The 21,993-nt window shown below is 56.6% G+C and carries 28 protein-coding genes; 14 read left to right on the forward strand and 14 right to left on the reverse strand.

What is annotated here, in order from left to right:
• Positions 1–34: 34 nt before the first annotated feature.
• Positions 35–1,810, forward strand: coding sequence for an aspartate--tRNA ligase (aspS, locus tag ACR0EV_RS00125; protein ID WP_480798247.1), 1,776 nt, complete (start codon positions 35–37; stop codon positions 1,808–1,810).
• A 180-nt stretch (positions 1,811–1,990) separates the two neighbouring features.
• Here the strand turns inward: aspS and ACR0EV_RS00130 are convergent, their stop codons facing one another.
• Complete coding sequence (locus ACR0EV_RS00130; RefSeq protein WP_480798248.1) at positions 1,991–2,710, reverse strand: response regulator; 720 nt, start codon at positions 2,708–2,710, stop codon at positions 1,991–1,993.
• Positions 2,711–2,846: 136 nt separating this feature from the next.
• On the opposite strand from ACR0EV_RS00130, the gene mce reads away from it, so the two are divergent.
• Both mce and ACR0EV_RS00140 read left to right on the forward strand, forming a co-directional pair.
• Positions 2,847–3,251 carry a methylmalonyl-CoA epimerase gene (mce, locus tag ACR0EV_RS00135; RefSeq protein WP_170384716.1) on the forward strand — a complete coding sequence of 135 codons (405 nt, stop codon included), beginning with the start codon at positions 2,847–2,849 and terminating at the stop codon, positions 3,249–3,251.
• Positions 3,252–3,275: 24 nt separating this feature from the next.
• Entirely contained in the window at positions 3,276–3,548 is a 273-nt protein-coding gene (locus tag ACR0EV_RS00140; protein ID WP_171091626.1) for a DUF1467 family protein, read from the forward strand.
• A gap of 7 nt (positions 3,549–3,555) precedes the next feature.
• Here ACR0EV_RS00140 and ACR0EV_RS00145 read toward each other — a convergent pair whose 3' ends face one another.
• On the reverse strand, positions 3,556–4,254 hold the full coding sequence (locus tag ACR0EV_RS00145; protein ID WP_480798249.1) for an EI24 domain-containing protein: 699 nt from the start codon (positions 4,252–4,254) through the stop codon (positions 3,556–3,558).
• A complete protein-coding gene (locus ACR0EV_RS00150; RefSeq protein ID WP_480798250.1) occupies positions 4,251–4,829 on the reverse strand; it encodes a nitroreductase family protein in 579 nt (192 codons plus the stop codon). Before ACR0EV_RS00150 ends, ACR0EV_RS00145 begins: the two co-directional genes overlap by 4 nt.
• 135 nt (positions 4,830–4,964) lie before the next feature.
• On the opposite strand from ACR0EV_RS00150, the gene ACR0EV_RS00155 reads away from it, so the two are divergent.
• Complete coding sequence (locus tag ACR0EV_RS00155) at positions 4,965–5,240, forward strand: DUF167 domain-containing protein (protein ID WP_480798251.1); 276 nt, start codon at positions 4,965–4,967, stop codon at positions 5,238–5,240.
• Here ACR0EV_RS00155 and ACR0EV_RS00160 read toward each other — a convergent pair.
• On the reverse strand, positions 5,228–5,476 hold the full coding sequence (locus tag ACR0EV_RS00160) for a hypothetical protein (RefSeq protein WP_480798252.1): 249 nt from the start codon (positions 5,474–5,476) through the stop codon (positions 5,228–5,230). The genes ACR0EV_RS00155 and ACR0EV_RS00160 overlap by 13 nt on opposite strands.
• Before the next feature lie 121 nt (positions 5,477–5,597).
• Here ACR0EV_RS00160 and ACR0EV_RS00165 point away from each other — a divergent pair, with 121 nt between their 5' ends.
• The 5 genes from ACR0EV_RS00165 (at position 5,598) to ACR0EV_RS00185 (ending at position 7,536) form a co-directional block, all read left to right on the forward strand.
• On the forward strand, positions 5,598–6,305 hold the full coding sequence (locus ACR0EV_RS00165) for a M48 family metalloprotease (protein ID WP_480798253.1): 708 nt from the start codon (positions 5,598–5,600) through the stop codon (positions 6,303–6,305).
• Positions 6,302–6,670, forward strand: a complete 369-nt coding sequence (locus tag ACR0EV_RS00170; protein WP_480798254.1) for a YigZ family protein — start codon at positions 6,302–6,304, stop codon at positions 6,668–6,670. Before ACR0EV_RS00165 ends, ACR0EV_RS00170 begins: the two co-directional genes overlap by 4 nt.
• Before the next feature lie 70 nt (positions 6,671–6,740).
• Complete coding sequence (locus ACR0EV_RS00175) at positions 6,741–6,992, forward strand: DUF6455 family protein (protein WP_480798255.1); 252 nt, start codon at positions 6,741–6,743, stop codon at positions 6,990–6,992.
• 14 nt (positions 6,993–7,006) lie between these two features.
• Complete coding sequence (locus ACR0EV_RS00180) at positions 7,007–7,276, forward strand: DUF6455 family protein (protein ID WP_480798256.1); 270 nt, start codon at positions 7,007–7,009, stop codon at positions 7,274–7,276.
• Positions 7,276–7,536: a DUF6455 family protein gene (locus ACR0EV_RS00185; protein ID WP_480798257.1), complete on the forward strand. Its 261-nt coding sequence runs from the start codon at positions 7,276–7,278 to the stop codon at positions 7,534–7,536. Before ACR0EV_RS00180 ends, ACR0EV_RS00185 begins: the two co-directional genes overlap by 1 nt.
• Here ACR0EV_RS00185 and ACR0EV_RS00190 read toward each other — a convergent pair whose 3' ends face one another.
• Positions 7,537–7,779: a CDGSH iron-sulfur domain-containing protein gene (locus tag ACR0EV_RS00190; protein WP_480798258.1), complete on the reverse strand. Its 243-nt coding sequence runs from the start codon at positions 7,777–7,779 to the stop codon at positions 7,537–7,539.
• Positions 7,780–8,009: 230 nt separating this feature from the next.
• Here ACR0EV_RS00190 and ACR0EV_RS00195 point away from each other — a divergent pair, with 230 nt between their 5' ends.
• Entirely contained in the window at positions 8,010–8,198 is a 189-nt protein-coding gene (locus ACR0EV_RS00195; protein WP_480479723.1) for a hypothetical protein, read from the forward strand.
• Positions 8,199–8,311: 113 nt separating this feature from the next.
• Here ACR0EV_RS00195 and ACR0EV_RS00200 read toward each other — a convergent pair whose 3' ends face one another.
• Positions 8,312–8,671: a hypothetical protein gene (locus ACR0EV_RS00200; protein WP_480798259.1), complete on the reverse strand. Its 360-nt coding sequence runs from the start codon at positions 8,669–8,671 to the stop codon at positions 8,312–8,314.
• 112 nt (positions 8,672–8,783) lie between these two features.
• Positions 8,784–10,172, reverse strand: a complete 1,389-nt coding sequence (rimO, locus tag ACR0EV_RS00205) for a 30S ribosomal protein S12 methylthiotransferase RimO (RefSeq protein WP_480798260.1) — start codon at positions 10,170–10,172, stop codon at positions 8,784–8,786.
• 95 nt (positions 10,173–10,267) lie between these two features.
• Between rimO and ACR0EV_RS00210 the strand changes: the two genes are divergently transcribed.
• Positions 10,268–12,223, forward strand: a complete 1,956-nt coding sequence (locus tag ACR0EV_RS00210) for an AsmA family protein (protein ID WP_480798261.1) — start codon at positions 10,268–10,270, stop codon at positions 12,221–12,223.
• A 41-nt stretch (positions 12,224–12,264) separates the two neighbouring features.
• On the opposite strand, the gene ACR0EV_RS00215 is transcribed toward ACR0EV_RS00210, so the two are convergent.
• The 4 genes from ACR0EV_RS00215 to ACR0EV_RS00230 are packed head-to-tail and all read right to left on the reverse strand — an operon-like array spanning position 12,265 to position 16,836.
• Positions 12,265–13,761, reverse strand: a complete 1,497-nt coding sequence (locus ACR0EV_RS00215; RefSeq protein ID WP_480798262.1) for a phosphomannomutase/phosphoglucomutase — start codon at positions 13,759–13,761, stop codon at positions 12,265–12,267.
• A gap of 15 nt (positions 13,762–13,776) precedes the next feature.
• Positions 13,777–14,610: a 3-deoxy-8-phosphooctulonate synthase gene (gene kdsA, locus ACR0EV_RS00220; RefSeq protein ID WP_480798263.1), complete on the reverse strand. Its 834-nt coding sequence runs from the start codon at positions 14,608–14,610 to the stop codon at positions 13,777–13,779.
• Between the two features lie 5 nt (positions 14,611–14,615).
• Entirely contained in the window at positions 14,616–16,199 is a 1,584-nt protein-coding gene (locus tag ACR0EV_RS00225) for a KpsE/RkpR family capsule polysaccharide export protein (RefSeq protein WP_480798264.1), read from the reverse strand.
• Entirely contained in the window at positions 16,177–16,836 is a 660-nt protein-coding gene (locus tag ACR0EV_RS00230) for an ABC transporter ATP-binding protein (RefSeq protein ID WP_480798265.1), read from the reverse strand. Before ACR0EV_RS00230 ends, ACR0EV_RS00225 begins: the two co-directional genes overlap by 23 nt.
• A 215-nt stretch (positions 16,837–17,051) precedes the next feature.
• Here ACR0EV_RS00230 and ACR0EV_RS00235 point away from each other — a divergent pair, with 215 nt between their 5' ends.
• Both ACR0EV_RS00235 and ACR0EV_RS00240 read left to right on the forward strand, forming a co-directional pair.
• Positions 17,052–17,639, forward strand: coding sequence for a uracil-DNA glycosylase family protein (locus tag ACR0EV_RS00235; RefSeq protein WP_480798266.1), 588 nt, complete (start codon positions 17,052–17,054; stop codon positions 17,637–17,639).
• Positions 17,632–18,420 (forward strand): SseB family protein, encoded by a 789-nt coding sequence (locus ACR0EV_RS00240; protein ID WP_480798267.1) that lies wholly within the window; start codon positions 17,632–17,634, stop codon positions 18,418–18,420. The genes ACR0EV_RS00235 and ACR0EV_RS00240 overlap by 8 nt, the downstream gene beginning before the upstream one ends.
• A gap of 61 nt (positions 18,421–18,481) precedes the next feature.
• Here ACR0EV_RS00240 and yghU read toward each other — a convergent pair whose 3' ends face one another.
• Positions 18,482–19,360: a glutathione-dependent disulfide-bond oxidoreductase gene (gene yghU / locus ACR0EV_RS00245; RefSeq protein ID WP_480798268.1), complete on the reverse strand. Its 879-nt coding sequence runs from the start codon at positions 19,358–19,360 to the stop codon at positions 18,482–18,484.
• 236 nt (positions 19,361–19,596) lie between these two features.
• Here yghU and ACR0EV_RS00250 point away from each other — a divergent pair, with 236 nt between their 5' ends.
• Complete coding sequence (locus ACR0EV_RS00250; protein WP_480798269.1) at positions 19,597–20,115, forward strand: YHS domain-containing (seleno)protein; 519 nt, start codon at positions 19,597–19,599, stop codon at positions 20,113–20,115.
• 59 nt (positions 20,116–20,174) lie between these two features.
• Here ACR0EV_RS00250 and ACR0EV_RS00255 read toward each other — a convergent pair whose 3' ends face one another.
• Both ACR0EV_RS00255 and metF read right to left on the reverse strand, forming a co-directional pair.
• On the reverse strand, positions 20,175–20,837 hold the full coding sequence (locus tag ACR0EV_RS00255; protein WP_480798270.1) for a J domain-containing protein: 663 nt from the start codon (positions 20,835–20,837) through the stop codon (positions 20,175–20,177).
• A gap of 228 nt (positions 20,838–21,065) precedes the next feature.
• Entirely contained in the window at positions 21,066–21,932 is an 867-nt protein-coding gene (gene metF, locus ACR0EV_RS00260; RefSeq protein WP_480798271.1) for a methylenetetrahydrofolate reductase [NAD(P)H], read from the reverse strand.
• Between the last annotated feature and the right edge of the window lie 61 nt (positions 21,933–21,993).

The raw sequence follows: 21,993 nt of genomic DNA on the forward strand, positions 1-21,993 counted from the left end.
CGCGACGAATTCTGCGCCCGAAGGGATATGATCCATGCACGCCTATCGCAGCCACACCTGCGCCGCTCTGACCGCCGCCAATGTCGGTGAAACTGTCCGCCTGTCCGGCTGGGTGCATCGGGTTCGAGATCACGGCGGCGTGCTGTTTATCGACCTGCGTGACCATTTCGGCGTGACACAGGTTCTGTGCGACGGCGACAGTGCTGCTTTCGCAGAGTTGGAGAAAGTGCGGTCCGAGTGGTGTATCCGCATCGACGGGACTGTCAAAGCACGCGACCCAGAACTGGTGAACCCAAAACTGCCGACTGGCGAGATAGAAGTTTACGTCCGCGAGCTGGAAGTGCTGGGTTCCGCCGAGGAATTGCCGCTGATGGTCTTTGGCGATCAGGAATACCCCGAGGAAACCCGCCTGCGCTATCGTTATCTGGACCTTCGCCGCGAGGCGATGCAGCGCAATATGACTTTGCGGTCGGACGTTGTGGCATCCATGCGCAAACGCATGTGGGATCAGGGCTTCCGCGAGTATCAGACACCGATCATCACCGCGTCGTCGCCCGAGGGCGCGCGTGACTTCCTGGTGCCCTCGCGACTTCATCCGGGCAAGTTCTACGCTTTGCCGCAAGCTCCTCAGCAGTTCAAGCAGCTGATCATGGTGTCTGGCTTCGACAAGTATTTCCAGATCGCGCCGTGCTTCCGTGACGAAGACCCGCGTGCTGACCGTTCGCCCACTGATTTCTACCAGCTTGACCTTGAGATGTCCTTTGTCGAGCAGCAGGACGTGTTCGACACGATTCAACCCGTTCTGACCGGCGTGTTCGAAGAATTCGGCGGTGGTCGCAAAGTCGATCAGGAATGGCCGCAAATTTCCTACAAGGACTCGGCGTTGTGGTACGGCACCGACAAACCCGACTTGCGGAACCCTATCAAAATGCAAGTGGTCTCCGACCACTTCCGCGGGTCGGGCTTTGCGATCTTCGCAAAGCTGTTGGAGCAGGACGGCACCGAAATCCGCGCCATCCCCGCGCCAACCGGCGGCAGCCGCAAATTCTGTGACCGCATGAACGCGTTCGCCCAGAAAGAGGGTCTGCCCGGCATGGGCTACATTTTCTGGCGCGATCAGGGCGAAGGCATGGAAGCCGCTGGTCCTCTGGCCAAAAACATCGGGCCTGAGCGGACTGAGGCAATCCGTCATCAGCTGGGTTTGGGCGTCGGCGATGCGGCGTTTTTCCTGGGTGGCAAGCCGAAAGCTTTTGAAAAGGTTGCTGGCAAGGCGCGTGATGTTATCGGTGAGGAACTGAACCTGACCGAGAAAGACCGCTTTGCTTTTGCCTGGATCGTGGATTTCCCGATCTATGAGCAAGACGAAGAAACAGGCGCGATCGATTTCGAGCACAACCCGTTCTCGATGCCGCAAGGTGGTATGGAGGCGCTTCAGGGTAACCCACTGGACGTGCGCGGATATCAGTATGACTTGGCCTGTAACGGGTATGAGCTGGTCTCGGGCGCGATCCGGAACCACAAGCCTGAGATCATGTTGAAAGCCTTTGAACTGGCGGGGTATGGCGAGGATGAGGTCAAGTCTCGCTTCGGCGCTCTGTTCAACGCTTTCCACTACGGCGCACCGCCGCACGGGGGCTGCGCGGCAGGCATCGACCGGATCGTTATGCTGCTGGCGGACGAGGCAAATATCCGCGAAGTCATGATGTTCCCGATGAACCAGCGTGCCGAGGATCTGATGATGGATGCGCCCTCTGATCCAACTTCGGATCAGTTGATGGAGCTTGGTTTGCGCATCATCCCTCAGGACTAAGAACAATCGCCCGCATTAAGCGGGCGATTTTCATTTGGCGGCAGGAAACGTTCCGCGTATCAGTCCAGAGGGTTTTCCAAATGATCTCGATTGCTTCGAATGCTTCGCGCCGTCTCGCGCGTCTGACGATAGGCCCAGAGGCACAGAAGCGTTGCGGTGATGAAATAAGCCGTAATCATTTCAAATCGCTTCCCGCTGTTCCAGTCGGTTCTGCACCATCCCAGCGACTTGCGCCGCCTGTGCAGTAAGCGGTGCCCCGCTTGCGCGTGACAGAGCCAGTTTGCGCGCGGCCTCGGCCAGCGGTTTATCTCCTGCCTCTCGTGCGACGCCCTGAAGGAACTGGGCGGCATAATCCAGAGTGTGCTGATCGTTGGGTCCGGTCAGGAAATCAGCGATATGGGCCATGTCATCCTGATAGGCCAAGGGGTCTGGCTGGATGACCTCGTCCCGGATTGCATGTAACCCGCTTGGACGCCGATCCTCGGGCAACCGTTCCAGAATGGACTTCTGAAAATAGGACATTGATTTTAGCGGCTTGGCCAAAAATCCATCCGCGCCGGCAGCCAGTGCCAGACTTTCGTTGGTATCATCGCCAGACAGGCCCATGATGACGCTGATACGAGGCGTTGCCTCGGCCAGTTCGGCGATCAGATCGGCCCCCGACCCATCTGGCAGACCCATATCGATCAATATGACCGAGGGGCGATAAATCTGAAGGTGCCGTCGGGCCGATTTCAGACAATCCGCGCGGCGAATACGTGCGCCGCTGTGCAGGCACATCAGTCTGATCGCGTCGCACGCGTATCGGCTGTCTTCGACAACCAGAATGGTCTGACCCAGCAAGGGCCGCGTTGCGGTGGGCGTGACGGTGGTGGTGGCAAGTAGGCCCGAATCGTCCATGGCAGCTCTCCTATCCAGCAGATGCCTCACGCTAGGAACTACTGGCTAACACGACGTTAACGCGCGATTTGGCGCACTTGTCCTTTGGCCTAACAGCCCCCATAACCCATGCAACGCAGGACATCAGGAGTGAGATATGATTGGACGTCTGAACCACGTCGCCATTGCCGTGCCGGATCTTGAAGCAGCTTCGGCGCAATATCGCAATGCGCTGGGCGCCAAGGTCGGCGCACCGCAGGACGAACCGGATCACGGCGTCACGGTTGTGTTCATTGAACTGCCCAACACCAAAATCGAGCTTCTGTATCCGTTAGGTGACGACAGCCCGATCAACGGCTTCCTGGAAAAGAACCCGTCGGGCGGCATTCATCACGTATGCTATGAGGTTGAGGACATTATCGCGGCCCGGGATCATCTTAAGGAAACCGGTGCCCGCGTTTTGGGTTCAGGCGAGCCCAAGATCGGGGCCCATGGCAAGCCGGTTCTTTTCCTGCACCCCAAGGACTTTAACGGCTGCCTTGTCGAGTTAGAGCAGGTATAACCCCCCAGCGCCGGAGGGCTTGAAATGACCATCACTGCCGCACTTGTACTGTTCGCCGTCATCTGGTTCCTGACGCTGCTGATCGTGCTGCCCGTTCGCATTAAAACACAAGGCGATCTGGGCGATATCGTTCCGGGCACTCATGCTGGTGCCCCGGAAGTGCATCACATGAAGAAAAAGATGTGGATCACGACAGGTATTTCCGTGGTGCTGTGGGCCATCATTGCCGGTATTATTTTATCGGGATTGATCTCGGTCCGGGATTTCGACTGGTTGAACCAGCTGGAGCCTCGCTGACCCAATGTCAGGCCCTTGGGCCTGACACCGCGTGATAAATGTGGGTGAACGTGGCTGCACCTATAATTGGAATCACCAGATTAACCAGCGGCACCGAAAGCGGAACCGCCATCAAGGTACCTGCCACCCAGATCGTAGTTGAATGCTTGGCGCGCAGCTTTCGCGCGCCATCGCGCCCGATCCGACGCATGGCGGCCAAGGTAAAGTACTCCCGCCCCAGCAGAAACCCGTTCATCGCCCAGAAGATAAACGGCGCCAGCGGGGTGAAAATCGCATAGAGAATGAACGCCAGCAAGTTGGCGACAATCAGCACGCCCAAAAAACTGAGACTGTCCATAAGCGCTTCGGACACTGGTATGCGCCGCGCAGGTTCCAAGGTTGGAAAATGCTTGTCTTCAACCGCTTGGGCGACCTCATCCAGAAAGATCGACGTGATGGCTGATGCCACCGGAACCATCAGGAAAATAGGTAGAATCAGGACCAGAACGATCCCTGAATAATTCAGAACGTCGTTCAGCCACGGTACAGCACCGATGAAGGGCAGGGAAATCTCACTGCCCGACAACCAGTTGATCAACCAGATTGCCACTGCACAGGCAACGATCAGAAGCAGGATCGTCAGACCCACGCCGCGCAGCAAAACCCCCCGAAATTTCGGGTCTCCGATCTGGCCAAGTGCGCTGAAAAAGGCGTTTAGGATGATCATTCGCTGACCCATTCCGTCAATGCCGACAAGTCTGGCCTTGGCCGCTCGGGCGGTGCCGATCCTTCGGTCGCGATATGGATCAAACCAGCCACGCGTTCGTTGTCTGCCAATCCAAACGCTTTTGCGCAGAATTCGCTGTCATGTGATTGCCAGCCCGATAGCCAGTTTGCGCCCCAACCGGCCGCCAGTGCGGCATTCAGCAAGGCCAGACAGACCGCCCCGGCGGAATAGGTTTGCTCGATCGTGGGGATCTTTTCAGACGGTTTTTGAACTTCGATTACTGCCACCGCCAAATGCCCCATGTCGAACTGGCTGCGCGCTTTGGCGATGTCTTCGGGGCTTTTTCCCAGCTTTTGACCACATTCTTCGGTCAAAGCCGCCAAACGCGGCATCGCGCCTTTTTCCAACACGATGAAGCGCCAAGGCTCTAACTTGCCATGATCGGGGCTGCGCGCAGCAGCGGTGAGCAAAGGCAGCAATTCGTCCCGTGTCGGGGCCGGAGCAATCAATGTCTTGGCCGGGCGGGAACGGCGCGACAGTAAAAACTCCAGAGCGGCGGGGCTTTTCAGGGACATATGTTAACTTCCTTTACATCACGACTCTGTATCTTGGGCGGCAACCCGCCCGATTCAAGGGTGTGCCGATACATTGCGTGGATCATTTTCATTCCGACGCCAGTCATGCAAGTTTTTGAAGAAAAAGGGGTGACAATGGCGAAATCCAAATTGCGCGATCTGCCCGATCTCAGCGTGCTGGCAAAGGCCGGGGCGACGTTGAGTGTTAAGGTGACGCCAAAGGCGTCATGTGATCGAGTGATCTGTGAAGAAGATCAGATCAAGATGTATGTGACGGCCCCACCTGAGAACGACAAGGCCAATCAGGCTGTTACGACATTGCTCGCCAAGTGTCTTAGAGTGGCCCCCTCGACGCTGACATTGCAACTGGGGCAGACCGCGCGGAACAAGTTATTTCTCTATGATCCCTGAGGCCCGGTTTCGCGAATCTGATAGACGCCCTCGGGCAGGTCCAGCGCTGCGGCCAGGTCCCGTACCTGTTCGGGCGATAGGGTGATCCTCTGAACCTGTTCGGTGCGCGGATCCAGCTGTTCCAGCGTGACGCATTCGGCGAAATTGTTGATCACCACATCTTCCTGCAAAGGTTTTTCACCTTCGTCCACAAGCGTAATGACCGTCGAGTCGAATTCATGCTCAATCGAAAACATGTGTCCACAGTGCAAGTCGCCGAGGCGCAATGCAAGCCGTTACTTGCCAAGGGTGCAGTGGCATCAGCTGAAGGGGCGTACTATGTTGAAATTGCGGCCCGATCGGCCCAAGGGATGTATCATGCGCAGATGCTTTATTTTACCGCTTTTCCTGCTGTTGTCGGCCTGTGCACAAGGTGTCTTCAGTGTACAATCGCCCGAGGACTGGCTGGGAGACGCATCGGGTGTCGAACCGACGGCGCAGACCTTTCAGCAGGTTAGCCAGGCTGTTGGTGCGGAAGCACGAAAACAGTGTCTGAAACAACCCAGACGCCAGAATTGTGAGTTCAGGATCCTGGTTGATCTAAACCCGCGGGCGCCGGCAAACGCGTATCAGACTTTGGATGAAAACGGGCAACCGGTGATTGTTTTTACGCGGTCTATGATCCGGTCCGCGCAAAACGCGGACGAGCTTGCCTTTGTCATGGGCCACGAAGCGGCCCACCACGTGTTGGGGCACATTGCCCGGCAAAGCGAAAACGCCAGCGCCAGCGCCGCAGAGTTTGGCAGGCGAGAACAGTTGCGCGGCGGTGATGCAGCCGCCATAGAAGAGGCGCAAAAGCTGGGGGCCAAAGTTGGTGTTCAAGCTTACCTGAAGGATTTCGAGCTGGAGGCAGACCAGTTGGGCACGATCATTACCCACAACGCCGGATACAACCCATTGGTAGGTGCGAAGTTTTTTGACCGGATACCGGATCCCGGCGATAAGTTTCTGGGAACGCACCCACCAAATGAGCAGCGCGTTCAGATCGTGCTTGAAACAGCAGCACAGTTGGGTTTGACACAGTGAGCGGCCTTGTGCGTCTCGGGGTGATCCTGACGGATCGCGGCTCGAAATATGCGGTGTCCGGGGCGACAGTTTCTTCGCGGCCCGAAATCGACAGCGTTTTGAATGATCTGAAATCGGACAAAGCCTATGCCAAAGCGACTCACAACACGTGGGCCGCGACTCTGCCGACCGGTGCGCTTAAGGCGGATGATGGGGAAAGCGGGGCGGGTATGGTAATCCTGCGCATGATCGAACGGGCGGAATTGCAGAACCATGTGATCATCGTCACCCGTTGGTATGGCGGCAAGAAACTGGGCGGTGATCGGTTTCGCCGGGTTCAGGATGCGACCCGAGCCTATCTGGATCACATCGGCTTCCAATCTTGACCTGTGTCAATGTTTGAAGGTGCAAATTCGCTACCCTTTTGCCAAAGCGCGATAGGGAAAGGAAAACACCATGCCCACCCGAGAGACCCTGCGATTGCACGCCGGTTTGGTGGACGATATGGCCAGCATGCTGGACATCGATCTTGAAGAAGCGGCCATTGGCGGTTCGGTTTCCGTGGATCAGATTTCCGAGGCAGTTCTACGGTGCACTGACTGTCCGAACCCACAACACTGTCAGACCTTGTTGAGCCAGGCGGCAACCGCACAGCGAGCGCCTGAATATTGCCGGAACCAGGAATTACTCCATAAATTAATGCCTTAACCTAAAGGTCCGCCATGCCACGTCTAGGCAACATCATGACCCATTTGCGGCTTGTGCTGCGGATGGGGCAAGCCACCGGCACCGATCTGGCCGGTGCATACCGCAAGGGTTATTTAAATCACGAAGAATGGGCTGAGATCGTGCAACAATGCCGTGGTTGCGCCTGGGCCCACGACTGCCCGGAATGGCTGGAGCAGAGGGGCCAGATTGATGAAGCTCCAAGCAGCTGCCCCAACCGAGAGCGATTCGCGGCACTTAAGGCGCAGCAGTTGGAGAACGTGTGATGGCACAGATCCCGCTGGGCGAAATTGAAAAGCACTTTTGGCTGACGCGGTCTGTGTCGCGATGCATGGGCATTTCATTGACCGAGGCGATGGCGGACGGCCGTCTGACACCAGAGGGCTATGCAGAATTGGTCACACGATGTCGGGCTTCAAATTGTGACGGCCAATGCGCTTTGTGGCTAGCTGATCAACAGGCACTGGTCGAAAAGGCCCCGGATTTCTGCGCAAATGCCGAGACCCTGAATGGTCTGAAGACCTGATCACAGTTTACTGTGGCTGCCATCGCATAGCGGTTTCTTTGCGCTATGTTTGCACGCACAGAAAAAGACCTTTTTACTAGCGTCCGCCGTATATTTTATTGGCTCGAAATCGCTGTCTTTGTGGGAGCCGTCGCAAAACGGTTGTCGCGCAGATTTTCCACATGAACACCAAAAATAAGTCTTCCCTTCAACAACCTCGACCGGAATCGGCGATTTCTGGGCAATATTTGGCGCGTCTGACATGTGGCTTCTCCGTCTTTTGGCTAATGTCGTGACAACAGTGTAGAGCAGAGCTGCCAAAAAGGTAGCTTTGAAGCTGTAAATGCCCTTGTCCAAAGCTAAAACCGGCATGGAATCGCTTTGACTCACAAAGACGTGATCGATTCAGTTGCCAGATCGAAGCTCAGCCCGTATTCTGGATATGGCCCCGAAAAGTTGGGCAATATCAGAAAAGTAATAGAGGATTGACGGACATGAAACTGAAACTCGCTGCCGTTGGCGCATTTGCCCTGATTCTGACTGCCTGCGCGCAGCAGGAAGAACCGACTCCTGTTTTTGTTCAGCCCAGCTATGACAAAGCCGGCACGCCCAGCTGCCCAGGCGGTTATGAACTGGCGACAACCGAAGCAGGTCAGACTGTCTGTAACCCGGTTACTCAGTAAGCTTTTTGCAGGCGGTCCACGACCGGACCGCCTGCACAATTGCTCGATGAACAGCCGCCTTTGAGGCGGTTTTTTCTTGCAGGTACTAAGTTAAGTGCACACCATTCAGCGGTTCAGTATTTCCTGAAACCGTATTTGTGTTTGAACCTGAACGAATTGGACTTGTGCCGTTTGATCTGCCTGTAAGGCACATGCCCGATCACCCGCCGTTTCGGGCTGTGAAAGCGATATGTTTTGGGGTGCTTTTTGTGGTGCAGCTGCCGCTGTTTGACATGTGCCGTGGATTTTGGCGCAAGATAATAGCGCTTGATCTTAAGGTGCCCGGTCTTGTGAAAGCTAAACTGCTTATCGCTGACCACGATCAACCCATTTGGGCCACCCGACGCCGTTTGCGCTGAAGAGGGCGCTGCAAGCCATAACGCGGCAATCATAAACACCACGCTGTTCAGGCCGATTTTGACGTTTCCAGACATGAAACCCTCCGTTTATGGATTTCAGTCTAAGATCGCGTCTTTAGATGCGTTGGGCCAATAAACTTGCTTCACGCTTTGCCCAACTGTGGTGAAACAGGCAGGCGGAACAGTTCTAAGCGAGCTTGCCCCAAAGATCGTATTCTCCGGCCTCGTCCACCTCAACTGTTACGATATCGCCAGGATTAAGTGCTTCGAACCCTTCATCAATGAACAGGTTGCCGTCGATCTCGGGCGCGTCCGCTTTGGTGCGGCAGGTGGCGGCTTCGTCATCGACCTCATCCACGATGACCTGCAAGGTCTGGCCGACTTTTGCCGCCAGTTTGGCTTCGGAAATCGCCTGGGCCTTTTCCATGAAACGATCCCAGCGCTCTTTTTTGACGTCGGCCGGGACGTGATCAGGCAGGTCGTTCGACCGCGCGCCATCCACGTTTTCATATTGAAAGCAGCCAACGCGATCCAGTTGCGCTTCGTCCATCCAGTCCAGCAGAGTTTGGAATTCAGCCTCAGTCTCTCCCGGATAACCGACAATAAAGGTCGATCGCAGGGTGATGTCTGGGCAGATGTCACGCCAGGCCCGGATTTCGTCCAGTGTTTTGGCTGCGGCGGCCGGGCGGGCCATACGTTTCAAAACGTCGGGGTGCGCGTGCTGGAAGGGAATATCCAGATAGGGCAGCACATTGCATCCAGCGTCCGCCATCAGAGGGATCAACTCGCGCACATGCGGATAGGGGTAGACATAATGCAGGCGCACCCACGCCTCCAAACGTCCCAACTCCCGCGCCAGATCGGTGATATGGCTGCGCACTTCGCGGTCTTTCCACGGGTTCACATCATATTTCCGGTCCAGCCCATAGGCCGATGTGTCCTGCGAGATCACCAGCAGCTCGCGTACGCCGTTATCGACCAGCTTTTCCGCCTCACGCAGAACCGCATGGGCCGGGCGGCTGGCCAGTTTCCCGCGCATATCTGGGATGATGCAGAACTTGCACTTATGATTACAGCCCTCCGAGATCTTCAGATAGCTGTAATGGCGCGGGGTCAATTGCACGCTGCTGGCAGGCAGCAGATCGACAAACGGATCAGGTGAGGGCGGCACGGCCAGGTGTACAGCATCCAAGACCTGTTCATACTGATGCGGTCCAGTGACAGCCATGATGCGGGGGTGATGTTCCCGGATGTAATCCGGTTCCGCCCCCAGACAGCCGGTTACTATGACCTTGCCGTTTTCAACCAGTGCCTCTCCGATTGCGTCCAGCGATTCCGCCTTGGCGCTGTCCAGAAATCCGCAGGTGTTCACAATGACGGCATCGGCCCCGGCATAATCGGGCGAAATGCCGTATCCTTCAGCGCGAAGCCGGGTCAGGATGCGTTCGCTGTCCACCAACGCCTTGGGGCAACCCAGCGACACCATGCCGATGGTCGGCTGGTCGGAACGGGGCGTCTCGGTGATCCGGGCGGCGGGTGCCAGGTCGGGGCGGAGGTTTGGCGGGTTCGTTGTCATGGCGCGGCATATAGTGGGGAACGCTTCCCCTTGCAAATGTGACGTGTGATTTGAATGATCATGGCAAAGAAAAGCCAAAAGGCGGAGAGCAGATCATGAAGTGGCTGATGCGCATTCTATTTGTTGTTGTGGCTGTCGTTGGGCTGGTCATTGGCGCGCTTTTGCTGATGCCCGGGGACAAGCTGGGCGCGATTCTGGCCGAGCAGGTGAAGGCGCAAACCGGGCGTGATCTGACATTGAGCGGTGATGTGCGCCTGTCCTTTTGGCCCGTGCTGGGAATGGAAACCGGCCCGGTACGGTTTGGCAATGCAAGCTGGGCAGGGTCCGAGCCAATGCTGAGTGCAGACAGTCTTGCCGTCGGTGTGGACGCTGCTGCTCTGTGGAATGGGGATCTGCGTATCAAACGCGTATTTGCTGAAAACCCGATATTGCGGCTGGAGCGATCAGAGGGTCGGGCGAACTGGGAGTTTGGTGTCCCGACTTCTACCCCAAATGCCGAAACGCCTGGAACTAACGACCCCGCCAATACGACAGGTGAGGTCACTCTGGATCAACTGGAGCTGACGAACGCTCAGCTGATTTACGTCGAGAACGGCGTCACACAGATGGACTTTTCCGGTGTGACACTGGCCGCAAGCTGGCCCAAGGTTACCTCCCCCATGATCATGCAAGCCGCAATGGCCGTACCCGGCGGAGCCGTTGAGGTAGACTTGAAAATTCCGGACCTGCCAGCCTTTTCCAATGGCGACGTCACGGCGCTGGAACTGGCTTTGACTGCGCCGGGGGGTGAGATCGGTTTCAACGGTCGTGTCAATCTGGCCGGTGAAATGGACGGCACCACCAGTGTCGAGGCACGGGACAGCGAAAAGATGTTTGCAGCTTTTGGTCAGGCTGGTGTGCATATCCCGCCGGGTTTGGGCGGCAAGGCGAATATCGCCGCGCATATGACCTATACGCAGGACGGGCGTATTTCGTTGCGGGACATGACCGCTCAACTGGATGACAACCGTTTCGTGGGCGAGGCGGATATCACCATTTCGGACCCACCACAGATCGTAGCAAGGTTGGATGCGGGTGATCTGGATCTTTCGCGAATCTCAGAATCGGAGGCAACATCGAGCGGTGCCTCTCAACCAAGTAGCTCTGCAGTAGACGGGTGGTCGCAAGAGCCTATTGATGCCTCCGCTCTGGCGCTGGCGAACGGTAAAATCCGCCTGACGGCGAACTCGATCGCCGTGCCGGGAATGGAATTTGGCAAAAGCGATCTGACTTTGTCTCTGGATCGCTCTCGGGCGGTACTGGAAATGCATCCGGCCACGCTGTTTGCAGGTCAGTTGAACGGGCAGGTGGTCGCCAACAATCGCAATGGCCTGTCTGTCGGTGGCAAAATCTCGGCCAGCGGGATCGATCTGAAACAGGCGTTGACCACGCTGGCTGACGTTGAACGTTTGTCGGGCACTGCTGCGGGCAGTCTGGAGTTTCTGGGCGTTGGCCAGACAGAGGAACAGATCATGCGCTCGCTCAGCGGCAAGGGAAATCTGGATGTCGGGTCCGGAGTGATTTCCGGTTTCGATCTGGACCGCCTGATGGGGCGGGGGACCGGATCGGGTGGAACGACCGTGTTCAACAGCCTGACGGGCAGCTTCACCATGGATCAGGGCGTGCTGACCAACAATGATTTGCTCATGTCGCTGGAAAACTTCCGTGCGGATGGCACGGGAACCGTGGGTTTAGGCGCGCGCGATATTGACTATCTTTTCACACCCGTGGCACTGCGGGCCAATTCCGGAGAGGGTATATCTGTTCCGGTACGCATCGTCGGTCCGTGGAGCAATCCGTCCATCAAGCCGGATCTGACCAAAGTCATCGAGGCAGCGGCAGACGTGAAGGTCAAGGAGCTGGAAGACGACGCCAAGCAGAAGGTTTTTGAGAAGGTCGGAAACGAGCTGGATACGACGATCACCGACAGCGGCCAGATCGAAGATGCGCTGAAGAAAAAGCTGGAAGACGAGGCAAAAAAAGGTCTGCTCAAGCTGTTCGGCGGCAATTGAGCGCGGCGCTTGGGGCGAAGATACGCCCCAAGCCTTTTGGGTCAGATGGTCTGATCGTAATCGCCAACACCAGGCTCAGTGCGGATCACGGCATCAATGTCGGCAAAGATCGCACGCATTTCAGCCTCGCTTTCACTACTCTCGCACACAACCACCAGATTAGGGGTGTTGGACGAGGCCCGCACCAGCCCCCAACTGCCGTTGTCCAGAATGACTCGCGCGCCGTTGACGGTGACAACCTCTTTGATCGCGCGGCCCGCAAAGGTTTCGCCAGCCTCGGCTTTGGCGACCAGCTTGTCGACCAAACGCTGAAGGATATCGTATTTCTCGGTATCCGCGGCATAGGGTGACATTGTGGGTGTGGACCAGGTCTTGGGCAGCGCCTTGCGCAGGTCCGACATGCTCTGATCCGGGTTGCGGTCCATCAGTTTGCAGATCTCGACCGCCACGCGCATTCCGCAGTCATATCCACGCCCGACAGGCTCGGCCAGGAAGTAGTGGCCGGATTTTTCGAACCCTGCCAAAGCGCCAATTTCCTTGACGCGCCGTTTCATGTGGCTATGGCCGGTCTTCCAGTAATCCGCTTTGACATCCAGCGCCTGCAATTCGGGATCGCTGGCAAACAATCCGGTGGATTTCACATCCGCGACAAAAGTTGATCCGGGATACAGCTTGGCCAGATCTCGGGCCATGATCACACCCACCTTGTCGGCGAAAATCTCCTCGCCTTCGTCATCGACCACGCCGCAACGGTCGCCGTCCCCGTCGAACCCAAGCGCCAGATCAGCGCCGCTGGATTTGACCGTGTCGGACATGTCATGCAACATCTCCATCGCTTCGGGGTTCGGGTTGTAGTTTGGGAAAGTATAATCCAGCCGGTTGTGGCTGGGCACGACCTCGACCCCGATCCGCTCGAAAATTTCGGGCGCAAAGGCCGAAGCGGTGCCATTGCCAGTGGCACAGACCACTTTCAACGGGCGGGACATTTTGAAATCACCGACGAGGTCATCGATGTAAGCTTCCTTCACGCCTTCGACGAATTCGTATGATCCACCTTCGTGCTGTTGGCCTTCACCGTTCAGCACGATGTCACGCAACTCCGACATCTCGTCCGGGCCGTGGGTCAGAGGGCGGTCGAAGCCCATTTTCACACCTGTCCAGCCATTGGGGTTGTGGCTGGCCGTGACCATTGCAACGGCAGGCACATCCAGATGAAACTGCGCGAAATAGGCCATCGGGCTTAGCGCGGGGCCAATATCTTTCACGCGGATTCCGGCCTGCATCAGACCAAGGACCAACGCGTTTTTGATTGCCAGCGAATAGTCGCGATAGTCGTTGCCAACGGCGATCACGGGTTCAATCCCGCGCCTGCGCATCTGGGTGCCCAGACCCAGTCCAAGCGCGGTCATTCCGGGCAGGTTGATCTCTTCTGGGTATTTCCAGCGCGCGTCATACTCGCGAAACCCGGTGGGTTTGATCATCGCGTCGCGCAGAAAGCTCCAGGTGTTGGGGGTCACCTCGGGGAGGGGTTTGGTCATAACAAGTCTCAATCGTTAAATCTGAATAGGATTCGCTTTGGCCAGCGCATCAAAGCGCATCAATGTGTCAACAAGTTGGGGCATTTGGTCGAGGTAAATCATGTTGGGCCCGTCGCACGGTGCGTTGTCGGGGTCCTGATGCGTCTCCATGAACACAGCAGCTGCGCCGACGGCGACCGCTGCACGTGCCATCACAGGCGCAAACTCTCGCTGACCGCCGGAAGAGCCGCCCTGCCCACCAGGTTGTTGCACCGAGTGGGTCGCGTCCATCACCACCGGATACCCGGTCTGGGACATCTGCGGCAATGACCTCATATCGGCCACCAATGTGTTATACCCGAACGACGTACCGCGCTCAGTCAGCAAGATGTTCTGGTTTCCCGTGCTTTCGATCTTGGCAATGATGTTGGGCATTTCCCACGGGGCGAGGAACTGACCTTTTTTCACGTTGATCACGGCACCGGTATTGCCGGCGGCCAGCAGCATGTCGGTTTGACGACACAGAAAGGCAGGAATTTGCAGAACGTCCACAGCCTCGGCTGCGAGGGCGCATTGTGCCTCGGTATGGACATCGGTCAGGACCGGGATGCCCATCGTTTTGCGAATGTCATCCAGAACCTGCAGGCCCGCATCGATTCCCATGCCGCGTTTGCCTGACAGAGATGTTCGGTTCGCTTTGTCATAAGACGCCTTGAACACATATTGCGCACCGGCTGCATCGCAGGCTTCTTTCATCTTGCCCGCAATCATTTGCGCATGGTCTGCTGTTTCAAGCTGGCAGGGGCCAGCAATGATGGTCAGCGGAAGGTCGTTGCCGACCGTCAGGTCGGAGATATTTACATGTTTCATGAGTCTTATGAGGATACCTGTTCACGAAGGACCGACGCAGTAAGCGAGATCAAGAGGTAGATACCAGCAAATAACAGGAATGCCAAAATCGTATTTTCAAACTTGCGCGGATAGCTGGGTTCCTGACTGGGAATAGGGTTCACCGAAACAGTCAGGTAGCGAACCTGCCGATTGGCTTCGGACCGGGTCGTTTCCATTTGCTGCATTGCCGTTTGCAGCATCATGTCCCGGGCCGCCAGATCAGCCTGGGCGATCTGAATACGCACGCTCAGCCGGGCCAGCGAATTTTCGCCGGCAGAGGCGTCCTGCATTTGGGCATTCAACTCTTCGAGCACTTTTTCCAGCCGGGCGATGTCAGCCTGAACACCATCTACTTTGGCTTTGTTCGGGCGCAGGTTGTCTTGCAAAGCCGCTAGCTCCAGCTCTTTATCCTGAACCAGTATCTCGATCTCGTTGATGCGACTTCGCAGGCTTGCGATTACGTTTTCCGGATCCAGCACAGCACCTTGCAACTGAAGTTCAATCAGCTCTTCCTGCGCCTGTTTGCGCGCCTCCTGCGCCGCCTCAAAGCTTTCAATCGCATCACGCATCTGGTCTTCACGTTTTTTACCGGAAAGCGCGTTCACCCGGTTTTCGGCGTACGAGATCAGACGTTCTGAGAATTCGGTCGAGGTCTGTGGATCTGGGGCCGCGACCTCCATCCGAATGACACCTTCGGTTGGATCGTAGCCGATGGTGATCATGCGTTTGAACAGTTTATAAGCGTCCTCAAGTGATGCGTCGGCGGCCAACCTCTGAACCGGGTCGATCCAGTCTTGTTTGAAGACATCCGAAAACCCTGCATCCTGATCCAGCAACAGCAGCGCCTCTTTCGATTCAAGAAAGGACTGCACGGAGATCGAGTCCTGCGTTGTGGCAAACTGGGTTCCCGCCAGCAAACCACCAACACTGCCCGGGCCACCATCTGCCTGCAGGATCAAAAACTCTGAATCGCTGGCATACATTGGGGTGGCGATGCGGTAAAAATAAAAACCCACGACAAAGGTTGGCAGAAATACAAAGACGGCCAGTCGCGCAAACAAAGCAAATAGTTTGCGTTTGCGTCTGCGCGCAATGTCTTTCTGGATTTCCCCGATTTCAAGGTTGCGTCGTTCAGCCGGGCTCAGCTCGGGTCCCGGTAAATTGGGTTGTTTCGCACCCACAGCCTGCGGAAGCTTGATACTGACCTTGTCCTTGGTGTTGTTCTCTTCGCCGTTGGTCGATGGTCTGGCCGCAGCAAGATCCAGAAGATTGGTGCGCTGGAAGGGGTCGATGCCCTTTTGACGCAACAAACGCACCGCATCGTAGTCCGAAGTCGCAGCCAGCCCATGTTTCTGCGCCAACCGTCGTGCGATACGCAACTGGCGTCCCGTCAAACCTTCGCGTTTGATATCGTCCAACTGCGTTCCCGGCTGCGCCTGATCCGCAGCGGGTTGGCCTTGCGTTGCATTGCGAATGCGCGAAATTGCGTCTGCCCGCGCTTCGGCGGAGCCTTCGGCCTGCTGGTTGCGGCGCCAGTTGTACTTTCTAACCTTGGGATTCGTAGTCATATAACTGCTTAGCCTCTTCCAAGGATTCAAACATGTACAATTGCCCGTCCAAGAGGACGGCGGCTTGTTGGGCGAATTTCTCCAAAACGGACGGACTGTGCGATACGATGACCAGAGTTGTGGTGCGCAGCCTTTCTTTCAGGATTGAGCCGGCTTTTTCATTAAACTCGACATCCGTTGTTGCGGGCATCCCTTCGTCGATCAGATACATGTCGAAATCCAGCGCCAGCATCAAAGCGAAGGTGAACCGGGAACGCATCCCCGAGGAATAGGTCGCTAGTGGTTGATCGAAGTATTCACCCAGACCACACAGCCACTTGCAATAGGCTTCGATATAATCCGGATCCATACCATAGATTTTGGCTATGTAGCGCGCATTCTCAAGCGCTGACAGTTTTCCCGACACACCACCCGTAAACCCCATGGGAAAAGAGACGCGGCATTCGCGTCGGATCACGCCCTCGTCTGGTTTTTCCAGACCAGCCATCATATTGATTAGTGTGGTTTTTCCAGTGCCATTCGGGGCTAGAACCCCCAGTGACGTGCCCAGCTCGACCCGGAACGAGACCTGATCCAGAATCACCTTGCGGCGGGTTCCGGTCCAGAAGGACTTGCTGACATTGTCGAACTCTAACATTCGGGGCCTGCTGCTCGTGTTCCGTTGTGTTGCCGTTCTTTGGGACGGCCGGAGAAGGTTATTTTTACCGTTCCATGTTGGCTACATTATGTCGAATTATGAAACAAATGATCAATGCGTTGCGGTAAAACCTGTGACAACCTGATTGGCGGTGTGTCCGGTGGGTCTTATGTTCCCCATCGAGACGCGTGGGCCAGAAGAGGTTTTGACATCAGATGGACAGCTTAGCTGACGAAATTCGAGCCTGTCGTCTGTGCGCAGACAGCTTTGCACAGACAGCAACGGCGCATGAACCACGCCCGGTAGTTTGGTTTCGTTCAGGCACACCAGTTCTGATCGCAGGGCAGGCGCCGGGTGCACGCGTGCATGAGTCGGGGCGGCCGTTCACCGACCCTTCGGGTGACAGATTGAGGCATTGGTTGGGGATTGATGAGACGATCTTTTATGACCGCGACCGCGTGTCGATTGTACCCATGGCGTTCTGCTTTCCCGGTTATGATGCCCGCAGCGCCGACCTTCCGCCGCCCGCCCTGTGCCGAAACACCTGGCATGATCGGGTGATGAGCGTTCTGGGCCAGGTGCCGTTGACCGTCCTGGTCGGGGGGCATGCGCATAAGTACCACCTTGGCGTACGCGGTTCGGTCACAAGCACCGTCCAAAGCTGGCAGGACCATGCGCCGCGGGTCTTTACCTTGCCTCATCCGTCCTGGCGCAATACGGCATGGTTAAAGAAAAACCCGTGGTTCGAGGCCGAGCTTTTACCGGTTCTGCGCGCGCGGGTCCAAGAGGTGTTGAATGACTGAACCCACGGCGTTGGACGCAGCACATGCCGCGATGCAGGCAGATCCGCAAAACGATTCCGCCCGATTGCGATTTTTTGAGCGGCTGGCCGACAGCGAGCTGTTCCTGATGCTGACCGAGGAAGCGCGGGACGAGAATATCTCGCCCGAATTGTTCGACGTTGCGGACGGGCGCTTTGTGCTGGCCTTTGACCGAGAGGAACGGTTGGCGCAGTTCGCAGGTCGGCCCGTACCTTACGTGGCGCTTTCAGGGCGGGTGCTTTCCGGAATGCTGGCAGGGCAGGGGATCGGGCTGGGCCTGAATCTGGAAACTGCGCCATCTTCGATGCTGGTGCCGGCAGAGGCGCTGGGTTGGTTGGCCGAAACGCTGCAACACAGTCCAAAAGAGGTTGAGGAAAAACTGGCAGAGTTCATGTCGCCATCTGGCTTGCCCGATAATTTGCTGACCGCGTTGGATGCCAAACTGGCAACCGCAACTGGGTTGGCCTCTGCGGCCTATTTGGTTGCCACCAAGTCAGGATCTGGCGCGCAAGGGCATTTGTTGGGTTTTGTCGATGTGGTTGATGGGGCTGAGCCCGCGCTGGCTAAGGCCGCGTCCGAGGCGCTGACTTTTTCCGGGATCGAGGCGGGCGCGATGGACGTTGGTTTCTTCGCCGCCGGTGAGCCTGCTGCTGCGTTGTTGGCCAAGGTTGGACTTCGGTTTGATCTGCCCAAGCCCAAAAGCGTCGAGCGGGTGAGAGAGGCCCCCGGCAGCAACCCGGACAATCCGCCAATTTTGAAATAAACGTCTAAACGCATACACGCGGCGCAAACCGCACCGCGTGTTGTTGCATTAACGCGTTTAGTTATTCCGCCGCTGGTTCCAGTTTGTCCTGCGTGCGTGTCTCGAAATCGCTGGCATCGTGGCGCTCGTGCAGCTGCGTGTGCGGCTCGCCAAAGGCGCGGTTGACCATGCGACCGCGCTGAACCGCCGGACGGGCGTCAATTTCTTTCGCCCACCGCATGACGTTTTTGTACGATTCAACGTCAAGAAACTCGGCGGCGCTGTAAAGACGGCCCAGTACCAGTTGGCCATACCACGGCCAGATCGCCATGTCGGCAATCGTGTACTCGTCGCCAGCAATGTAGGTCTTGTCCACCAATTCCCGATCCAGAACGTCCAACTGGCGCTTGGTCTCCATCGCGAAGCGGTTGATAGGGTATTCCCATTTCTCAGGCGCGTAAGCGTAGAAATGGCCAAACCCGCCGCCCAGATATGGCGCGCTGCCCATTTGCCAGAACACCCAGTTCATCACCTCGGTGCGCTCAGGGCCGGACGCAGGAAGGAACGCGCCAAACTTTTCAGCCAGATGAAACAGGATCGAAGCGCTTTCGAACACGCGCGTGGGTGTATCCCCTGACCGGTCCCAAAGGGCCGGGATTTTCGAATTTGGGTTGGCTCCGACAAAACCCGAGCTGAACTGATCGCCCTCGCCGATATTGACCAGCCAGGCATTGTATTCAGCGCCTTCGTAACCCAGCGCCAACAGTTCTTCCAGCATGACCGTAACTTTGACGCCGTTGGGTGTGGCTAGCGAGTACAGTTGCAGAGGGTGGCGTCCGACCGGAAGGTCTTTGTCGTGGGTCGCTCCGGCAATCGGCCGGTTGATATTGGCGAACTGGCCGCCACTTTTGCTGTCCCAGGTCCAGACCGCTGGGGGGGTGTACGGGGATTGGTCGCTCATCTCTTGCCTTTCTTGCCGTTATCAGGGCTGTCTTAAAGCTAATATTGCAAACCGCCGAGTCCAACCCGCTGCTGTTGGCTTATTCTGTAACAATCCCGGTCCAAACTCTCACGTTTTCTCGTGTCGGGTCACAGCGGCGTTAGGGGGACTACGAACTGTACGGGAATCGCATATTGTCTTGTCAGACCTGCCACAATGGCATCACGGACACAGTTGACCCGAAAAGGATAGACCACATGAAACGCTTTGCATTGACCTTCGCTGCGGCCATGGCACTGGCGGTTCCGGCTTTTGCCGGACCTCAATATGTTGATGGCACCGGCTTTGCTGTCTCGGGTTATGACGTGGTTGCATATCGCAGCCTGGATCAGGTGCCGGTTGGCCAGTCGCAGCCCGAAGCCGTGCGCGGAAAAGCCGACATTACTGCGGAATATAACGGTGCAACCTGGGCTTTTGCGACCGAAGAAAACCGCGACAAATTCCTGGAAAACCCGGCCTTCTATGCCCCGCAATATGATGGCCACTGCGCTTATGGCGTGTCAAAAGGCGGAAAGGTTCCGGCCAACCCCAACTTGTGGCGCATTGTCGATGACAAGCTGTACCTGAACATCACCGACGTCGTTGTTGGTTTTTGGGAAGAAGATGTGCCCGGCAACATCAATATTGCTGAAGGCAACTGGCCAGGCATCGAATCCTCGGACGCATCCACAAGTGTGATCCCGAAATTCACCTCGGAAGGCCCGGTCACAAACTGATCTGACGCCTTGGAGTGAAAAATTCAAAGCCCGGCTGCTCTGGCCGGGCTTTTTTGCATTCAACCCGCCACCCAGAACTGATCGCGGATATCCTGATCGGCATCAAACCGGATCTTCACGCTTTTGGCGCCTGGAAATTTGCGTTCGCAAATCGTGTCCGGGATCACCACCTCTCCAGCACCGGTGTCCTTGGACTGAAAGCTCAGAATCTCTGCCTCGGTATGCCGCGCGCCGCTCAGGACTGTCGTTGGCAGGGCCACACGATTTGCACCGTGATGCACGGGGGTCGTGACAAAATAGGTCAAGTGCCGTCCGTAACAGCCGACCGCATCTGGAACATGGTCCGAAACGCACGCTTCGGGCACGTCAAACGCATCTGCGTTGTGATTATGAGACAAGACTTGCTCAGGGCTCAGCATTGCCTTGCAGGCGGCGATGTCTTCCTGCGGCAACTCAATGATCCGTTTTTTTAACTGCGGACGGCGTGGCTGAGGCGGACCAGCGTTACCACCACCTTTTTTCGTCAATCCTTCGTTGCGTAAGAAATCATAGGCGGCCTTGGCGCGCGAGAACCCGGAACTGTCCCCATCCCGGTGATCGGGATGCGAATGAAAGGCGATCTGCCGCCACGCCTCTCTAATTTCATTGGAACTGGCAGATGGGGGTAATCCCAAATCTGCAAGGGCATCAGTGCGCGCCCGCACTTTATCTACAGGTTCCATACTCAAAACACTCGTTACAAACTACACGCCCTCAGTGTCGCCCAGGTCATAGTTTTGTCAAATTCCGGGGTGGATTTGCGAGGGTGCAGACAACAATCGCGATCTTGCGATTCAATTGTCCTGTAAAACTGCAAATTTGCGAATGTGAGTGTGAAACAGTTCACACAAAATAGAACGAAAGTCGCCCGAGGTGAACGTAACCCGGGCGAATCGTTGAGTTTTTCCGAATTAGGCGACGTTTTCCAGCTCAACGCGCGGCGTGATGCCAAGCGCAAAGCACACATCGCGGGTCAGTTCCGGACGGTTCAGTGTGTAGAAATGCAGCTTGTCCACGCCACCTTCGATCAGATCTGAACACAGCTCGGTACAGATCGCGGTTGCCAGCAGATCCTCCCGCCCATCGCGCACTGCCTTTTCAAAGGCCTGCTCGACCCAGACAGGAATGTGCGTGCCGCAGCGCTTGGCGAAATTGCGGGCACCAGCCCAGTTCTCGATCGGCAGAATGCCGGGCACAATCGGCTTGTCGATGCCAGCTTTGGCGCAGGCGTCGCGGAACCGGAAGAAAGTTTCAGCCTCGAAGAAGAACTGCGTCAGGGCCTCGTCCGCGCCCGCGTCCAGCTTGGCCTTCAGCCAATCCACATCCGCAGCCAAATCGGCTGCTTCGGGGTGTTTGTCAGGATAGGCGCCGACGCGAATGCTGAACATCTCGGTTTCGGCCAGCGCTTCGATCAGTTCGACCGAACTGGCGAAGCCCTCGGGATGTGGCACGAACTTGTCCTGACCCTTTGGCGGGTCGCCGCGTAGGGCGACGATGTCCTGCACACCAGCGCGTGCAAATGTGTCGGCAATTTCCAGCGTTTCCTGTCGCGAAGCATCGACACAGGTCAAATGTGCAGCGACGTTCAGTCCCGACGACTTATGAAGGGTCGAAACCGCGTCACGCGTCAGCTCGCGCGTTGTGCCACCAGCGCCATAGGTAACGGACACGAAGCGAGGGTCCAGGGGGGCCAAAGTCTGAACCGTGTCCCAAAGACGGAATGAGGCTTCCAGAGTTTTGGGCGGAAAGAACTCGAATGAAATTTCAGGTTTGGACATAACGGCCTCGCTGGATCATCTGAGCCTCTTGTGCCATGGCAGGCAATGTGAGACAAACTCA

The sequence above is a fragment of the Ruegeria sp. CF8 genome (assembly GCF_056537285.1).

Coding starts and splice junctions, on each gene's coding strand:
- aspS (WP_480798247.1), top strand. CDS start 35: ATGCACGCCTATCGCAGCCACACCTGCGCCGCTCTGACCGCCGCCAAT.
- ACR0EV_RS00130 (WP_480798248.1), bottom strand. CDS start 2,710: ATGGACGATTCGGGCCTACTTGCCACCACCACCGTCACGCCCACCGCA.
- mce (WP_170384716.1), top strand. CDS start 2,847: ATGATTGGACGTCTGAACCACGTCGCCATTGCCGTGCCGGATCTTGAA.
- ACR0EV_RS00140 (WP_171091626.1), top strand. CDS start 3,276: ATGACCATCACTGCCGCACTTGTACTGTTCGCCGTCATCTGGTTCCTG.
- ACR0EV_RS00145 (WP_480798249.1), bottom strand. CDS start 4,254: ATGATCATCCTAAACGCCTTTTTCAGCGCACTTGGCCAGATCGGAGAC.
- ACR0EV_RS00150 (WP_480798250.1), bottom strand. CDS start 4,829: ATGTCCCTGAAAAGCCCCGCCGCTCTGGAGTTTTTACTGTCGCGCCGT.
- ACR0EV_RS00155 (WP_480798251.1), top strand. CDS start 4,965: ATGGCGAAATCCAAATTGCGCGATCTGCCCGATCTCAGCGTGCTGGCA.
- ACR0EV_RS00160 (WP_480798252.1), bottom strand. CDS start 5,476: ATGTTTTCGATTGAGCATGAATTCGACTCGACGGTCATTACGCTTGTG.
- ACR0EV_RS00165 (WP_480798253.1), top strand. CDS start 5,598: ATGCGCAGATGCTTTATTTTACCGCTTTTCCTGCTGTTGTCGGCCTGT.
- ACR0EV_RS00175 (WP_480798255.1), top strand. CDS start 6,741: ATGCCCACCCGAGAGACCCTGCGATTGCACGCCGGTTTGGTGGACGAT.
- ACR0EV_RS00180 (WP_480798256.1), top strand. CDS start 7,007: ATGCCACGTCTAGGCAACATCATGACCCATTTGCGGCTTGTGCTGCGG.
- ACR0EV_RS00185 (WP_480798257.1), top strand. CDS start 7,276: ATGGCACAGATCCCGCTGGGCGAAATTGAAAAGCACTTTTGGCTGACG.
- ACR0EV_RS00190 (WP_480798258.1), bottom strand. CDS start 7,779: ATGTCAGACGCGCCAAATATTGCCCAGAAATCGCCGATTCCGGTCGAG.
- ACR0EV_RS00195 (WP_480479723.1), top strand. CDS start 8,010: ATGAAACTGAAACTCGCTGCCGTTGGCGCATTTGCCCTGATTCTGACT.
- ACR0EV_RS00200 (WP_480798259.1), bottom strand. CDS start 8,671: ATGTCTGGAAACGTCAAAATCGGCCTGAACAGCGTGGTGTTTATGATT.
- rimO (WP_480798260.1), bottom strand. CDS start 10,172: ATGACAACGAACCCGCCAAACCTCCGCCCCGACCTGGCACCCGCCGCC.
- ACR0EV_RS00210 (WP_480798261.1), top strand. CDS start 10,268: ATGAAGTGGCTGATGCGCATTCTATTTGTTGTTGTGGCTGTCGTTGGG.
- ACR0EV_RS00215 (WP_480798262.1), bottom strand. CDS start 13,761: ATGACCAAACCCCTCCCCGAGGTGACCCCCAACACCTGGAGCTTTCTG.
- kdsA (WP_480798263.1), bottom strand. CDS start 14,610: ATGAAACATGTAAATATCTCCGACCTGACGGTCGGCAACGACCTTCCG.
- ACR0EV_RS00225 (WP_480798264.1), bottom strand. CDS start 16,199: ATGACTACGAATCCCAAGGTTAGAAAGTACAACTGGCGCCGCAACCAG.
- ACR0EV_RS00230 (WP_480798265.1), bottom strand. CDS start 16,836: ATGTTAGAGTTCGACAATGTCAGCAAGTCCTTCTGGACCGGAACCCGC.
- ACR0EV_RS00235 (WP_480798266.1), top strand. CDS start 17,052: ATGGACAGCTTAGCTGACGAAATTCGAGCCTGTCGTCTGTGCGCAGAC.
- ACR0EV_RS00240 (WP_480798267.1), top strand. CDS start 17,632: ATGACTGAACCCACGGCGTTGGACGCAGCACATGCCGCGATGCAGGCA.
- yghU (WP_480798268.1), bottom strand. CDS start 19,360: ATGAGCGACCAATCCCCGTACACCCCCCCAGCGGTCTGGACCTGGGAC.
- ACR0EV_RS00250 (WP_480798269.1), top strand. CDS start 19,597: ATGAAACGCTTTGCATTGACCTTCGCTGCGGCCATGGCACTGGCGGTT.
- ACR0EV_RS00255 (WP_480798270.1), bottom strand. CDS start 20,837: ATGGAACCTGTAGATAAAGTGCGGGCGCGCACTGATGCCCTTGCAGAT.
- metF (WP_480798271.1), bottom strand. CDS start 21,932: ATGTCCAAACCTGAAATTTCATTCGAGTTCTTTCCGCCCAAAACTCTG.